20 protein-coding genes and 1 tRNA gene are annotated in these 13,084 nt (G+C 37.8%); 15 read left to right on the forward strand and 6 right to left on the reverse strand.

Annotation, left to right across the window (positions count from 1 at the left end; all coding sequences use genetic code 11):
* The first annotated feature begins 61 nt into the window (after nucleotides 1-61).
* Nucleotides 62-835 (forward strand): ribonuclease E inhibitor RraB, encoded by a 774-nt coding sequence (locus KUH03_RS06805; RefSeq protein ID WP_257092124.1) that lies wholly within the window; start codon nucleotides 62-64, stop codon nucleotides 833-835.
* 213 nt (nucleotides 836-1,048) lie between these two features.
* Here KUH03_RS06805 and KUH03_RS06810 read toward each other — a convergent pair whose 3' ends face one another.
* The 3 genes from KUH03_RS06810 to KUH03_RS06820 form a co-directional block, all read right to left on the reverse strand.
* Nucleotides 1,049-1,258 (reverse strand): TlpA disulfide reductase family protein, encoded by a 210-nt coding sequence (locus KUH03_RS06810; protein ID WP_257092125.1) that lies wholly within the window; start codon nucleotides 1,256-1,258, stop codon nucleotides 1,049-1,051.
* 25 nt (nucleotides 1,259-1,283) lie between these two features.
* Nucleotides 1,284-2,885 (reverse strand): hypothetical protein, encoded by a 1,602-nt coding sequence (locus KUH03_RS06815; RefSeq protein ID WP_257092126.1) that lies wholly within the window; start codon nucleotides 2,883-2,885, stop codon nucleotides 1,284-1,286.
* Between the two features lie 359 nt (nucleotides 2,886-3,244).
* The gene (locus KUH03_RS06820; RefSeq protein WP_257092127.1) at nucleotides 3,245-4,210 is read right to left on the reverse strand and encodes a helix-turn-helix transcriptional regulator; all 966 of its coding nucleotides are present in this window, start codon (nucleotides 4,208-4,210) and stop codon (nucleotides 3,245-3,247) included.
* Nucleotides 4,211-4,322: 112 nt separating this feature from the next.
* Between KUH03_RS06820 and KUH03_RS06825 the strand changes: the two genes are divergently transcribed.
* From KUH03_RS06825 to KUH03_RS06890, 14 genes are all read left to right on the forward strand, one after another.
* Entirely contained in the window at nucleotides 4,323-4,943 is a 621-nt protein-coding gene (locus tag KUH03_RS06825) for a hypothetical protein (protein ID WP_257092128.1), read from the forward strand.
* A complete protein-coding gene (locus KUH03_RS06830; RefSeq protein ID WP_257092129.1) occupies nucleotides 4,922-5,338 on the forward strand; it encodes a hypothetical protein in 417 nt (138 codons plus the stop codon). Before KUH03_RS06825 ends, KUH03_RS06830 begins: the two co-directional genes overlap by 22 nt.
* 50 nt (nucleotides 5,339-5,388) lie before the next feature.
* Nucleotides 5,389-6,630: a TonB-dependent siderophore receptor gene (locus tag KUH03_RS06835; RefSeq protein ID WP_373564650.1), complete on the forward strand. Its 1,242-nt coding sequence runs from the start codon at nucleotides 5,389-5,391 to the stop codon at nucleotides 6,628-6,630.
* A 53-nt stretch (nucleotides 6,631-6,683) separates the two neighbouring features.
* A complete protein-coding gene (locus KUH03_RS06840) occupies nucleotides 6,684-6,839 on the forward strand; it encodes a PepSY domain-containing protein (protein ID WP_257092130.1) in 156 nt (51 codons plus the stop codon).
* 253 nt (nucleotides 6,840-7,092) lie between these two features.
* Nucleotides 7,093-7,455 (forward strand): PepSY-associated TM helix domain-containing protein, encoded by a 363-nt coding sequence (locus KUH03_RS06845; protein ID WP_257096747.1) that lies wholly within the window; start codon nucleotides 7,093-7,095, stop codon nucleotides 7,453-7,455.
* Nucleotides 7,456-7,555: 100 nt separating this feature from the next.
* Nucleotides 7,556-7,789: a PepSY domain-containing protein gene (locus KUH03_RS06850; RefSeq protein WP_257092131.1), complete on the forward strand. Its 234-nt coding sequence runs from the start codon at nucleotides 7,556-7,558 to the stop codon at nucleotides 7,787-7,789.
* Nucleotides 7,790-8,327: 538 nt separating this feature from the next.
* Nucleotides 8,328-9,017: a TROVE domain-containing protein gene (locus KUH03_RS06855; RefSeq protein WP_257092132.1), complete on the forward strand. Its 690-nt coding sequence runs from the start codon at nucleotides 8,328-8,330 to the stop codon at nucleotides 9,015-9,017.
* Nucleotides 9,014-9,583 (forward strand): TROVE domain-containing protein, encoded by a 570-nt coding sequence (locus KUH03_RS06860; protein ID WP_257092133.1) that lies wholly within the window; start codon nucleotides 9,014-9,016, stop codon nucleotides 9,581-9,583. Before KUH03_RS06855 ends, KUH03_RS06860 begins: the two co-directional genes overlap by 4 nt.
* Nucleotides 9,583-9,843 carry a hypothetical protein gene (locus KUH03_RS06865; RefSeq protein ID WP_257092134.1) on the forward strand — a complete coding sequence of 87 codons (261 nt, stop codon included), beginning with the start codon at nucleotides 9,583-9,585 and terminating at the stop codon, nucleotides 9,841-9,843. The genes KUH03_RS06860 and KUH03_RS06865 overlap by 1 nt, the downstream gene beginning before the upstream one ends.
* 130 nt (nucleotides 9,844-9,973) lie before the next feature.
* Nucleotides 9,974-10,102: transfer RNA gene (locus tag KUH03_RS06870), tRNA-OTHER, on the forward strand.
* 301 nt (nucleotides 10,103-10,403) lie between these two features.
* Nucleotides 10,404-10,625 carry a hypothetical protein gene (locus KUH03_RS06875; RefSeq protein ID WP_257092135.1) on the forward strand — a complete coding sequence of 74 codons (222 nt, stop codon included), beginning with the start codon at nucleotides 10,404-10,406 and terminating at the stop codon, nucleotides 10,623-10,625.
* A 29-nt stretch (nucleotides 10,626-10,654) separates the two neighbouring features.
* Nucleotides 10,655-10,828, forward strand: coding sequence for a hypothetical protein (locus KUH03_RS06880; RefSeq protein ID WP_257092136.1), 174 nt, complete (start codon nucleotides 10,655-10,657; stop codon nucleotides 10,826-10,828).
* A gap of 121 nt (nucleotides 10,829-10,949) precedes the next feature.
* The gene (locus KUH03_RS06885; protein ID WP_257092137.1) at nucleotides 10,950-11,078 is read left to right on the forward strand and encodes a hypothetical protein; all 129 of its coding nucleotides are present in this window, start codon (nucleotides 10,950-10,952) and stop codon (nucleotides 11,076-11,078) included.
* Nucleotides 11,079-11,360: 282 nt separating this feature from the next.
* On the forward strand, nucleotides 11,361-11,888 hold the full coding sequence (locus tag KUH03_RS06890; protein ID WP_223584644.1) for a hypothetical protein: 528 nt from the start codon (nucleotides 11,361-11,363) through the stop codon (nucleotides 11,886-11,888).
* A 73-nt stretch (nucleotides 11,889-11,961) separates the two neighbouring features.
* Here the strand turns inward: KUH03_RS06890 and KUH03_RS06895 are convergent, their stop codons facing one another.
* The 3 genes from KUH03_RS06895 to KUH03_RS06905 all read right to left on the reverse strand — a co-directional run bounded on the left by KUH03_RS06895 (nucleotide 11,962) and on the right by KUH03_RS06905 (nucleotide 13,070).
* The gene (locus KUH03_RS06895; RefSeq protein ID WP_257092138.1) at nucleotides 11,962-12,195 is read right to left on the reverse strand and encodes a hypothetical protein; all 234 of its coding nucleotides are present in this window, start codon (nucleotides 12,193-12,195) and stop codon (nucleotides 11,962-11,964) included.
* Nucleotides 12,196-12,235: 40 nt separating this feature from the next.
* Entirely contained in the window at nucleotides 12,236-12,619 is a 384-nt protein-coding gene (locus KUH03_RS06900) for a BamA/TamA family outer membrane protein (RefSeq protein ID WP_257092139.1), read from the reverse strand.
* Between the two features lie 130 nt (nucleotides 12,620-12,749).
* The gene (locus KUH03_RS06905; protein ID WP_257092140.1) at nucleotides 12,750-13,070 is read right to left on the reverse strand and encodes a hypothetical protein; all 321 of its coding nucleotides are present in this window, start codon (nucleotides 13,068-13,070) and stop codon (nucleotides 12,750-12,752) included.
* Nucleotides 13,071-13,084: the final 14 nt, after the last annotated feature.

A 13,084-nucleotide genomic window follows, 5' to 3' on the forward strand; every position in this document is an offset into this window, starting at 1 on the left:
AGAATTTGATAGCATTTAACCACCTAATTTCTGACAATAGAAATAATATCCAGACTGGGAGATGAGAATTTTATTTATTTGGACATGTATGCTAGGGCTGTTCGCTTGTAATAGCCCTAAATCCCAATCTTACAAAATTCCTTTAGAAGAGATCGAAGGAATGTTTTCAAAAATGAAAGCAAATGGAGTATATACAGATACAATATTGCTTTGGGGTATTTTTTTCACCTCAGATAGAAAAGATCATTTCGATCAAATCGCCAAAGAACTTAAAAAACAGAATTTTGAATTTGTAGAAATTTTTCAGGCTGATGATAAAAGCTATTGGCTGCATCTGGAACGACAAGAGATCCACAATGCAAAAAGCTTATTCGAACTAGACAAAGAACTCTATAAAATAGCTGATAAATATAAAACCACTTATGACGGTTTCGATATCGGAAATATAAACAAAGGTCAACCAATACAACGGGATACCTACGTAGTACCCGAAGAATTTAAAACTATTGATAATTCAAAAGACGATCTTCCTTATTTGCTGGTTGGAAATACGGCTTTTGATAGATTTCCTCATAAGGCAGAATTTTGCAACTTTGTAAAAGTAACGACAGTTTTTGTAAGCAACGCGTCAAAGACAATGTTGCCAACGAATGAGGAACTTAATGAATTAGACCAATTTGAGCATACTATTGAAATGTACCTAAAAGAAAATAATATCAAATATTACTATGTTTTTCGAGATACACACAGTGGTATAAGGAATTTTTATATTGTAACAAACGACAAAATAGGTGCGACAAAAGTATTCAACAGCATAAAGGATTCAAAAAAATAAGAGAATTTAACTATAAAATTTCAACGGACAAAAACTGGGACTTATATCATGATTTCAGAAAGAAAATCCAAGATGAATAAACGTCCTCAAACTACGAAAGTGACATCAGAAAGTCGCGACTTCTTCTAACAGAGGTTGCCAGTCAAAACCGAATGGCATAGCGATCAGCTTCCCGCCCGGTGTTAAAATATACTTGCTTGGATACCCCTGACTTTAAGTTTTTTCCACCTGACCATCTGACATCAGCACCGGTATAATGTAATTGTTTTTAGCAAGAAAGTTTTTCACTTTGTCTGCAGCATCATTACATGCAATACTCATAAAACCAATTTTGTCCGACTTCAATTTATCAGTTTTCAAGTGCTCATAAAAACTATTGAGTTTAGGCATCTCTGCGACACAGGGGCCGCACCAAGTTCCCAAAAGTCAACCAATGTCCATTTACCTTTCAGGTCAGCCTTTGCAATTTTACTGTTCTCCAGATTCCCAAAGCAAAATCTGGTGCATCGGGTAATTGTGGAATGACCTTCTGAATGAAAAACTCACTGAATTTCTGTTCTGGATAATAATGCTGGTAAAAATCACGTAACCCCTTATAGCTTGTTCCCTGAACGGTCAAAAACTCATCGATATATTTCTGTAAAGCGACATCTTTCTTACCGCCCGCGGCCAATTCTGTAAGATAATCTTCCGAATAGCTTTTCTTAGATTTCAAAAATATAATATCGTAAGACGAGTTATACGCAGTCTCCGTCTGATTTTTTGGTGAGTACAGAGCCGCTTTCTCCAAATAGTTCAAGGCGTCTTCCTTATTGCTTTTGCTGGTCATTTGGTAGGCCAAATAGTTAGCTGTAGCAAGATGTGCACGGGTTATATTTCGATGCTCGGTCTTATCGGCATTATAAAGCACTGTTAATCTTGAAATAATATCCTTTAGCAATTGGTGGGTATAGTCCGGATCTACAGAAACCAAACGCTGATAGGCCAGTAGCGCATATCTCCCTACGTTTCCATTGATCCAATAAGCATCGTTAAGGTTCATTAACTCTTCAAGCAATTTTTTAGCTTGTGACAGATCATCTGCCTGTTGTATAATCCGTTGCCCCAAAATCATCGGATAGGTATATTGCTTCTCAATTTCGGAAAAATGATTTATTAATAAATCGGCTTGTTCATCAGAAGACAACACTCCTGTGGCAGCTGGACGCCCCAGCTGTTGATATAAAACATTCTGAATCCAATTATATCGTTTTTCGTTGTCTAATAGCGGTATTACGATTATAAATTTATCCCTTGAAATGGCTCCATTGTAGAGAAAGTTTGAAAGATGATGTGTACCCGAAAGCAAGTTGACCGGCACATCGTTCAAACTCAGATCATATAATTTATAGTTTTGAATCTGCTGAAGCAGATCTAACTTTTTCTTTACGAATGTCCTATTATTCGTAAAAATAGCCTCATTTTTAGTGATGTATTTCATGACCTTCACACTATCAATTGCTTCGTTTGTATAAAGTGCCTTACTAACAAAACTACCCGACAACAACATCTCCGCATAGGTTTGATCGTAAGTACTGGATACATTCGTATCCAACATCTGCATGATAGTGGTCGTGATAAATGAATGATTATCTTGGATATGCTCACTTCTTCGTGAAAACATGATAGGCTGAAGTGTTTTCTTATCAACGACAAGTTCTCCATCCGAAATACCTGATGTATCCCTAAAATCTAGGTACAAATTTTTCTTATCACTTCTAGTTAATTGATAACGTTCGCTTTTGACGAGTATAGGTTCGGATTGGAGTCTCTTTATCAGACCTTTGTCTAGATACTGGTAATTTAGTTTGCTACAAAGGAACCCTGCTCCTACCATAACATTATTCCTTACCATCTCTGTGATATCGTCTGATAACTGCCAGTCCCTGGCCTTTAACAGGATCTCTTTTCTAAGTGAAGAAGTATCAACAATGGTCTCTTGATGCTGAAAATTGAATCGAATAGGCTGTTGTAAGTTCATCAAAATATCAACCAGTATGCTGGAAGACAAAACATTTTGGTTACTGTCAGGATGAAAACTGGAAAAGAAAAATGGATTACGGGAATCCTTATATTCTACAGCTTTAATCGTTATTTCTGACGGAAAGTCTTTTTTGAAGCGGATTTGTTAGCAGACAATGTAAAAAAGGTCGATTTGGACTGTATAAGCTTCCCTTCAGACATGGATTCCTCGGTTATCTTATAATTAACGTTCTGTTGGCCGAAACACACTGAATTCAGCAACAGAAATACGAATAATATTCTTCTCATCAAAAAAATAGTTTTACATGGTTATCTCTAAAATTAATAAAAATTCTATGTCGATACAAGATATGCTCCAATTAAAAAATATATAAAGCAAAAGACCATTCAACTATTCTTCAGCTCTTTGGGCGAATAGCCAAAATATTTGGTAAAAGCCGTTGTAAAATGCTGCGGATAGCTATACCGTAATAGCTCGGAAACCTCATTGACGCTGTATCCCCTCTCTTTTAGTAAAATGAAGGCTTTTTCCATTTGCAGTTTGCGCAGATATTGTGCTATCGAACAACCCTCATATTTTTGGAAACCTGCATTGAGCACTTTTATTGACACATTAAATAATTCTTCAATTTCTTTCAACCGAATATTTCCGATTTCTTGCTGCGCAATCCAATTTTTGACCTGTATGATCTTCTCATCATTTGAAAGGCTCGTAACTTTAGGCGCAACCAGTTGATACTCTTCCAGACAGGACAGTATTAATAATAATAACTCGTCAATCTTGATCCTATAAAAACTTGATTTTAAATCACTATGCAGATTGCAACTCAAAAGACTATACAACAACTGTTTAATATCCGCCCGGATTGGTAGGGATTCACGGAACAAGAGCGTGGGTTTATTGATTTTGAGCGAGTCAACGAATCCGGCATACCCCGGAAACTTCCGGTATACCTCTCGTTCAAACCAAGCCTTGTCAAACATGATATCGACACATTTACGGTTCTTTTTATAATGTAACTTGCCATTGACGCGAGGCAGATAAAACAGATTGAAACAATCCTCATGAATTTCAATTGTGGTATCTCCATCAGTATACTTTGAATATCCTTCCAATTCAAACTGTACTTTAAATACACCGTCTTCCAACAAGACAGGCACAGTAACAGGATGACCAACTTCAGCCGAAGAATTAATGATGATAAAGTCGTCATTAATAATAAAACGTTCCTGAATAGGAATATTATAAAAATTTACCTTGAAAAAGCATTCGCTAAAATCATTTTCCTGATACACCATTTTTTGCTTATTCCGCAAATACTTGAGATTATATCGTTCCTTTAGTGGTTTCATGTGCAATTTCTCTTAAGGTATCAAAATCGTAGGTTTTCAAATCCATATTTCGTAGAAAACTGTGTGAAATTAGGGATAATTTTGCCGTTGTTAATAATTAATCTAAATACAAATGAATAAGTCCTACTATATTATATTTCTATTTGTTGTCTTCGCACAGTTGTCCCATGCGCAATCCAGCAAGGTTCTCGTACGTATTCTCGACTTTTCGTATAACCCCGTCCCTACTGCTTCAGTAAAGGTAATGGAAAACAATCAAGAACTAGTAACAGACAAGAACGGTCGGGTGGAATTAGAATTTACAGAATTCAAACCTTACACTTTGTTGATTCGTTACAACAACGAGAGTTATGAAGAGAAGCTATCTTTCAATGGTTTAAAACAATATACTGTCTATATCGGAAATAAACATCACCTTTTGGATGAGATTACCGTAAGTGCTTCAATGAAATTTGCCGAAAAGCAAACCAACACAGTAGGTAAGGTCGAACAGGAAAACTTAGAAACCTCACAGACTTATAATATTATCCCTAGCGAATTGCTCAAGGAACGTTCAGTGACTGATATGAAAGGAGCGTTGCTAGCAGCACCTGGTATTGCCAATGTAACGAATGGCTTAGGTGCAGGCGGGTTCACCGTAATCGCGCGGATGCGTGGTTTTTCCACGGGGCAGGCTCATTACGAAATGGCTATCGGACCAGTACGACGACAATGGCTGACCTCGCTAACATAGAAGCTATCGAGGTCATTAAAGGGCCTGCCGGCACATTATTTGGCAGCAGCACAGAAATCTCCTATGGCGGGATGATCAATTTAGTGACCAAGAAACCCAAACCATATAAAATTGGTGATGTAAGCTTGAGCTACGGTGCCTATGATCTAAGCCGATTGACCCTTGATTTCAACAGCCCCGTCAATGATAGTAAAACCGTTTTATTTCGTGTGAACGGCGCATTCCAACGCGGGAAGACCTTCCAGGATTTTGGGCTTGACAATACAACTTTCATTGCCCCTGCCCTCCGCTTTCTAGTCAACGATAGGTTGACCTTAAATATCGAAGCTGAATTGAGTCAGAACGAGCGTAACATGATTGCTGTTGGCTATCTCCTAAAGGATTCAATAGCCTAAAGGATTTCAACTGGGATGTCAAGAAATCATTTTCTTCCAATGACCTGACCATGAAATCCAATGTACTGAATATGCTGGCCACTGCGGACTATAAAATGTCCGATCATTGGAATTCACAGACTGTTGTATCCAGTGCAAATACAACGAACAAATCCGATTATCTCTTTGTAGTTCCCTTGACACAAGATACCATTGGGCGAAGAATTATGCGTATCCCCAGCCATTTCGTCTCAACCAGTTTACAACAAAATTTTGTAGGTACTTACACCGGCGAAAATTGGAAAAATAAGATATTGATCGGTGTAGACTACAACAACGATAAATATCTAACGACACGTAAGATGCTGAATTTTTATGACAAGGTAGACCGCTTTGGAACCACACCTACAATTAATATGTCCAAGGTTGAGACAATGTTTGGTTCTGCGGCAGAAAGCGAAATCAACACAAAATTTCAGACTTATGGGGTATACCTCTCAAATGTCTTCAGCCTGAACAATCGTCTTCACCTGAATGCAGGACTACGTATGGACCGCTATAAAAATTTAGTATCTGATTTCGAAGAAACTTATTTCTCGCCAAAATTTGGTGCCGTTTATGAGGTTCTTTCGGATCAGCTTTCCCTATTTGGGAATTATACCAACGGTTTCAACAATGGCTATTTAATGATCGAGAGTGTGCAATTCAATGCTGCAACGATCAAACCACAGGAAGCCAATCAATATGAATTCGGTTTTAAATACGAACTCTTTAATAAAAAACTACATGGTAATGCCTCTTACTATAATATCGACGTTAAGAATGTACCTTTCTCTGTTGTAGCTGAAAATGGCAAAACATCGACCGTTCAGAATGGCAAACGACTAAGTCGCGGGTTCGAGTTTGACATTACGGCCAATCCATTTGCAGGCTTTCACCTCATTTTGGGATACGGCTATAACGACTCCAAATTTACCGAAGGTGATGAAAAGACCATAGGCAATAGACCTCAGGGCACCCCATTCAACGTAGGCAACTTCTGGACGAGCTATAGCATTCAATCCGGACATATGAAAGGATTTGGATTTGGGGTCGGCGGTAACTATTCCGATGGTTTTTATGGAGACGATTTCAATACCTTTAAAATGCCAGGCTACTTTTTGTTGGATGCAAATCTCTTTTACGAAAGGGATCAGTTCAGGATAAGCTTAAAAGGCAACAACCTAACAAATGTACATTATATGACCACCAATTTCTGGTTGTATGCGCAACCTACAAAAACCATATTGGGAACCGTATCTTATCGATTTTAAGTTTCTATGAACGCTTATAAGAAAAAGAAAAGAAGAAAAGCACGTTATTACGCTTGGCCAATTGGTTACACCTCTGGCCAAGTGTGGTATCGGGCTTGATTGTGGTTTTTGTATGCCTCACGGGCACCATTATCGTATATTCGGACGAGATCATCGAAGCTTCTGCAGGATCAGCAAAGTATATCACACCAAACGCGGAAAAAAGCTGACATTAGAACAACTGCTGGAGATACAGAAGAAAAAAATACCAGGGATCTTGCCATCCTATGTCCTTTATTACAATGCCCCCGACCGTAGTGTTATAATCAACGGTTTCGACCCCAAGAATATCCGGCTATCGATGATCTACATGAACCCATATACCGGTGAGATCCTGAAATACGACAAGACAATTCATTTTTTCTTTATTATGGCACATCTGCACGCCCATATGAAGTTAGGATCTATTGGGGTTGGATTGTCATTTTATCGACCATTATTTTCGTCATTAGCACATTAACGGGGTTAATTCTTTGGTGGCCCAAACGTTGGACCAAAACCACCCGAAAAGCCAGCTTTACCGTACGATGGAAAGCCAAATTCAAGCGATTTAACTATGACATCCACAATGTTTTTGGTTTCTACTCCTTAATTTTATGTTTTATACTTGGGATGACCGGATTAATTATTTTCTTTCAACCCATGATGAACCTGACAATGAAATCTCTTGGAGCTACCGCTGTCGATTGGCATCGTGATCTCCCAAAAGCGGATAAGACCAAACATTTTATAGATGCTTTCCCGCTGATGGATCAACTATTTAAAGTACAACCACAGAAAAAGTGATCAAATATTGGGTATATGATTAAAAAATCAGGCGTATTTGCCTTCAATCTTGCAGATCGTGCTGGCTTGAAAAGCGACGAAAACAATTATACTTATTACTTTGACAAATATTCCGGATCCCCTATCTTATAAAAAAGAAGAGCATATACACAATAAGGTGGAGAATTGGGTATGGCAACTCCATATGGGGCAATGGTTTGGTCAGATTGGGAAGCTTTCTACCTTTATAGCCGGACTCATCAGTACAACGTTGCCCATCACTGGTTTCTTAATCTGGTGGGGCAAACGAAGAAAAAACAAAGCAAAAAATACAACGGGTAACTTTATCCGCTAATGAACATGCTCTTGACTCTGTTGAATAAATGCAATGTCTAGCTTATCGTAACGCCATCCCATATTGGGGCACTAACTCGTTCTTATTGCTCGATATCTATTCCTGAACATTAACCAATTTATTAGCATTCTACCCAAAAGGGTGGGAATTATCAAAAAATACGAGCTAAGCTCAGGTCAGTATTCTGAATATTTATCCTTTTACATATTCAAAGAACTACCCCTAGCTTACAAAGTATTATATATCCACCATATTTTTTTCTAATGGCATATTTACCCTACAAAACAAGTAATTATCTAAAGTTGTTATATCAATTAGCGCTACCCCACAAGATAACTACGCAATAAGTCTGCGTACTCATTTATCCAAAGCCATTTTATTTTCGAAATAAAAAAATAAAAATCTAATAATCAGCAAAATAAACATTAATCACACATTAACCTCTAATTGCGCACATATAACGCGTAGGTCAGCTTGCAATTTTGTAATGTCAGTTCAGAATAGTCTGGCACAAATGTTTAACGATAATGTAATGATTATGAAATTCAACTTCCTTAACACTAAAAAACAGCTGGTTACGAATCATGAAAAAGCAAAGGCTTACCTCATGACACCAGAACTGGAATTGTATACTACGGTAGTCACAACTGGATTGCATGATTCATTTTATGAAAGCGGCAACAGTAGATTAAATCGAATCAAGGAGTTGGTCATGACATGCGAATCGATATTTGTTGCCAAACTCGCCGTCTATGCACGTACAGTGATGAACTTAAGGTCCATCCCGATAGTACTAGCTGTCGAATTAGCGAAGAAAGCCTCTGGCGAGTCGATCGTTAGTAAAACAGTGAGCCGGGTAGTATTGCGTGCTGACGAGATAACTGAACTTCTGGCCTATTACCAGATTGCAAATAACAGAAATGGAGCGAAAAAGTTAAGTAGACTTTCCAAGCAAATCCAAAAAGGTCTTGTAGCCTCTTTTAACAGATTTGATGAATACCAGTTTGCAAAATATAACAGGGAAGCTGAAATTAAGTTAAAAGATGCGCTTTTTCTTGTACACCCTAGTCCTAAGAACGATCAACAGCAGGCTATTTTTAACCGAATCGCAGCGGATAATCTTTCGACCCCTATACTTGGGAAACGGAACTTTCTAAATTGGGTCAGGAAAATTTTGATAACACCCTGGCCAGATCTGATGCTTTCGCCAGAAAATGGGAAGAGTTGATCGAAAGTAAAAAAATGGGGTATATGGCTTTGCTCAGAAATCTCCGTAATATACTGGAGGCTAACGCATCAGCACAACATGTGTTGATGGTCTGCAATTATCTATCGAATGAGCAAGCAGTACTCAACTCTAGGCAACTTCCGTTCAGATTTCTTTCAGCTTATAGAGAGTTGAAAGTGCTGAAATCGGGTTTAACGTCAACTGTATTGACTGCACTAGAAGATGCCACATTATGCAGTGCCAGAAATATAAAAGGCTTCGGTTTTGAGACTTCGGTTGTGATTTCCTGTGATGTTTCAGGATCTATGCAAAAGCCTATTTCGGCAAAAAGTACGGTTTTACTGTATGATGTGGGCCTAATGTTAGCGATGCTATTACAATCACAGTGTAAAGATGTAACAACAGGGATATTCGGCGATACATACAAGATAATCAATATGCCTAAACATCAGGTGCTGACGAATGTAATGGAGTATTACAAACGAGAAGGTGAAGTGGGTTATTCGACAAATGGATACCTGGTCGTGGACGATCTAATCCGTAGAAAAAGATTGTGGATAAAGTAATGATATTTACTGACTGTCAATTATGGGATAGTAATCATAATGGCAATTCTTTAGAGAGGTCATGGAATAATTACAAAAGTTTAGCTCCAACGGCGAAACTCTACCTATTCGATTTGGCGGGATATGGAAAACAGCCCATAGATGTTAAACAAAATGATGTTTATCTGTTAGCAGGCTGGTCGGATAAAGTATTTGATATACTTTCTGGCATGGACAACGCCCTATCTGCAGTCAAACAGATCCATCAAGTGGAAATATAAGATCATCCTGCAGTAATTTGGCTGCGGGATTAATCAAAGGAATAAAATAAGCAAGTGTCGTAGAAAAGAGTTACTTCGCATTTGGGTTGCCCGTGTCACAGGTTCGAGTCCTGTCTCTATAGGTATATAGAGTAGCTCAGTTGGTAGAGCAGGAAAAACAGTCTCTTTTCGTTAGTTACCTTGCTTTATGATAAAATTGGATAAGTGCCGTAGAAAAGAGTTACTTCGGTCCAATGGCAGGTTCAAATCCTGCTTCCGATCAGTTCTAGATAGACGATATCGAAAACGTCGGAAAAAACTCTTTTCGTCAGCTGCCTTTCTGATTCTAAACAGAATGCCGTAAACGATAGTTACTTCGTCACCGTTAAGGGGAGGAATAATGAAGTTGTAAAATCAACAAGATTATCCGGTTCGAATCCGGCAATGACTAGCCCCCACTATTGTTGCTTTTTGCTTCTGTTTTTTAAACTAGAAATTTGTTAAGTACAATGTATTCTCTTACATTGTACTTTTGATGGCAAGTCCTCCCAAAAGACTAGGATATATGAGATTCAATACAAATGAAGTTAACGGACAAAATAGATTTTATACCGCTGATTGAACTTCCTACCACAAAGGGAGCCCAAAACAATAGAGTACCTGAGGGAACTTCCTTTACGAATACGAAAGAATGGGATCTATATCAAGAAAATGAATTAAGGAAAAACTATATTGGTATCCCCATCCAATCGCAATGGGAATTTATCAATATAGACTTTTTGACATTAAGATCGAGGATTTAAGAACAATAATCAAACTACATATTGGAGACATGCCCATAAAAGACTCTTGCTCACTATTTGGAGGGTATGCAATTTCCATTAATGGACAGATTGAATTGTATCCACAATGCTGTGGTCTAATGGAAGAAATCCAACAATGGAAAAAAATATTAAATGAAAATTTCGAAGATTTTTCGTTATTGAGTGCCACCCTTCACCCCTAATCACCAAAAATCAAGAAAGGATTACCATTTTCTACGACGATAAAGACGAACCTTTCTTTCCATATTTTTCAAAAAATAAAATCGAACTTGATTATCAAACCACAAAAATGCTTTCATCACCTTGCTAAGTCAACTGCATTCTTTCTCCGAAAAATTGGACAATCTAGCGGCAGAATTTAAGGTAGATAATATTGCTGACATCTTGATTTGGGGACAGAATGAAAAGGAGCAATCTCTCGAAGAAACTTAATATCAATAGACTAAAAGATAAGTTGGAGAATCCGAGCTTCACCGAAAGGAAAAATTAGCCATAAGATTTGAGAACAAAAAGGAAGTTTTCGATTAGAATCAGTCCTCGAATAATTTAAGATTTCCAAAAGAAGATTAAAATTCCTAAAATTGCATTCTCATTTTGACTGGACTTTCTTTAACACATCCAGTATGAACTTATCTCCATAGTAGATCTGGATATAAGGGAATCAGTCAGACCTGTTGTTACAGGTGAGTTAAAATTTAAAAGCATATAAATAAGATGAAAAAGGTTCTATTTTTTCTATTACTGATACCTTTCTGGGCAAGTGCTCAGGAGCAGAATATCCAAGACTTTGTAATAAAAGAGAATCTTTCGAAAAACGGAAAACTTGCGGTGGTCGCTTTGGATTCAATCGGTAATACCAATGAGACTATCAATGGAAACTACATGTTTACCATTAACGGATTCTCTCAGGCGCTCCAATTTCACGATGGTGTAGCTGTTCCAAATCAAAAAATCGAATCGTCTACCTTTGTATTTTTTAATCACAAAAACCAAGAGAAATCTAAAGGTCGCCTGTTTTACATCTATAAGACTGATAATGGGCTTTCTCCTTTTGCCATCAGTGGATTGATGTTTTTGATCATCCCTGCTATTGTATTAGGTATCGCCTACATGTTTAAAAAAGTAATCATGACAGCCATTGCACTGGCAATCGTTTTCTTTATATTCAATCACTCACAAGGATTAGATTTAAGCAAGATCTTTGAGTCAATCTTCTCCAGCCTAAAGAATCTCTTAGGCTAGGGCTAGCATTCAATATCAGTACGTCAAAGTCGTAATCTAGGTGAGTGAGCTTTTTATAAAAAAATAGTGTTCCCTAGAACGGCATACCTATCCCAAAATTGTACTGTATAAAATTATAACGGTCCGGTTTATGGGTCTGATAATATTGCTCCTTAAATTCTTTTGAATCGAAGAAATTCTTGATGACCCATTGATTGCTTCCTGAAAACTGAGGGTCTTTTACCTTTAATCCTGCATCCAGACGGATCACAAAGTAATCTGAATCAAAGCGTAGTCCAAAACCGGTACCAATGGCTACCTGTCCCAAAAACTTGTTGAATTTAAATTCGCCGCCAGGATTTAAATCGTCATCTTTTTAGCCGCCAGACATTCCCCATATCAACGAACGTTGCTCCGTTCATCTTGGCCCCCAAAAAATTATTTAAGATGCGAAATCTATACTCAGCATTAGCCTCCAATTTGATCTCTCCCAACTGATCTAAATTCCTTAGATTCAGACGAAGATCTTCGCTCAAATTTTGCCTATTGTATGCGCCAGGCCCTAGGGTTCGTGCTTGCCAAGCCCGTATACCATTCATCCCTCCACTATAAAAACTCTTTTCAAATATCAGTAACTTCGAATTGTTACCATACGGAATTGCGATCCCCGGATTAAAGCGAAAGACAAATTGTCTATTTCCGCCAAGGTTACGGTACAAACGATAATCAAATTCGGTTTTCGCATATTGCAAAAACGGTACACCAAAGATTTTTTCTCACCATCGGCATTTGCCGGTAGTTTAGCAATACTACTGATCAGATCCAACACATTACCGCTGATATCTACTGTACCACGGAAATATTGAAAATCTTCCTTGCTCGTCAGCTTTTTCCGTTCAGAATAAAGGTGTATTGCGTTCCCAATCCGAAATATTGACGGTCATTACTACGTACATACAATTGATACCCCTCCTGTTCGAGATTTTTTCGAAAATTTGAATCTAACCTCCCATCCCGATATTCCAATACTATCGGGGTAAAGCTATGATATTTGTTCTCTGTTTCATACCAGGAATAATTCAGCGAAGTAATAAAATAGCGGTTGGAATAAGTACGATCCTGATCAAACAACTGAAGAGTCATCGAATATGTTGTTTTTGGTAAACCAAATTTGCCACCTGGATTAATATGGAAAGGTACCATGAGTCGTGGAATTA

Origin of the sequence: Sphingobacterium sp. E70, from assembly GCF_019285695.1 — a bacterium.
In the GTDB taxonomy this organism is placed as follows: Bacteria; Bacteroidota; Bacteroidia; order Sphingobacteriales; family Sphingobacteriaceae; genus Sphingobacterium; species Sphingobacterium detergens.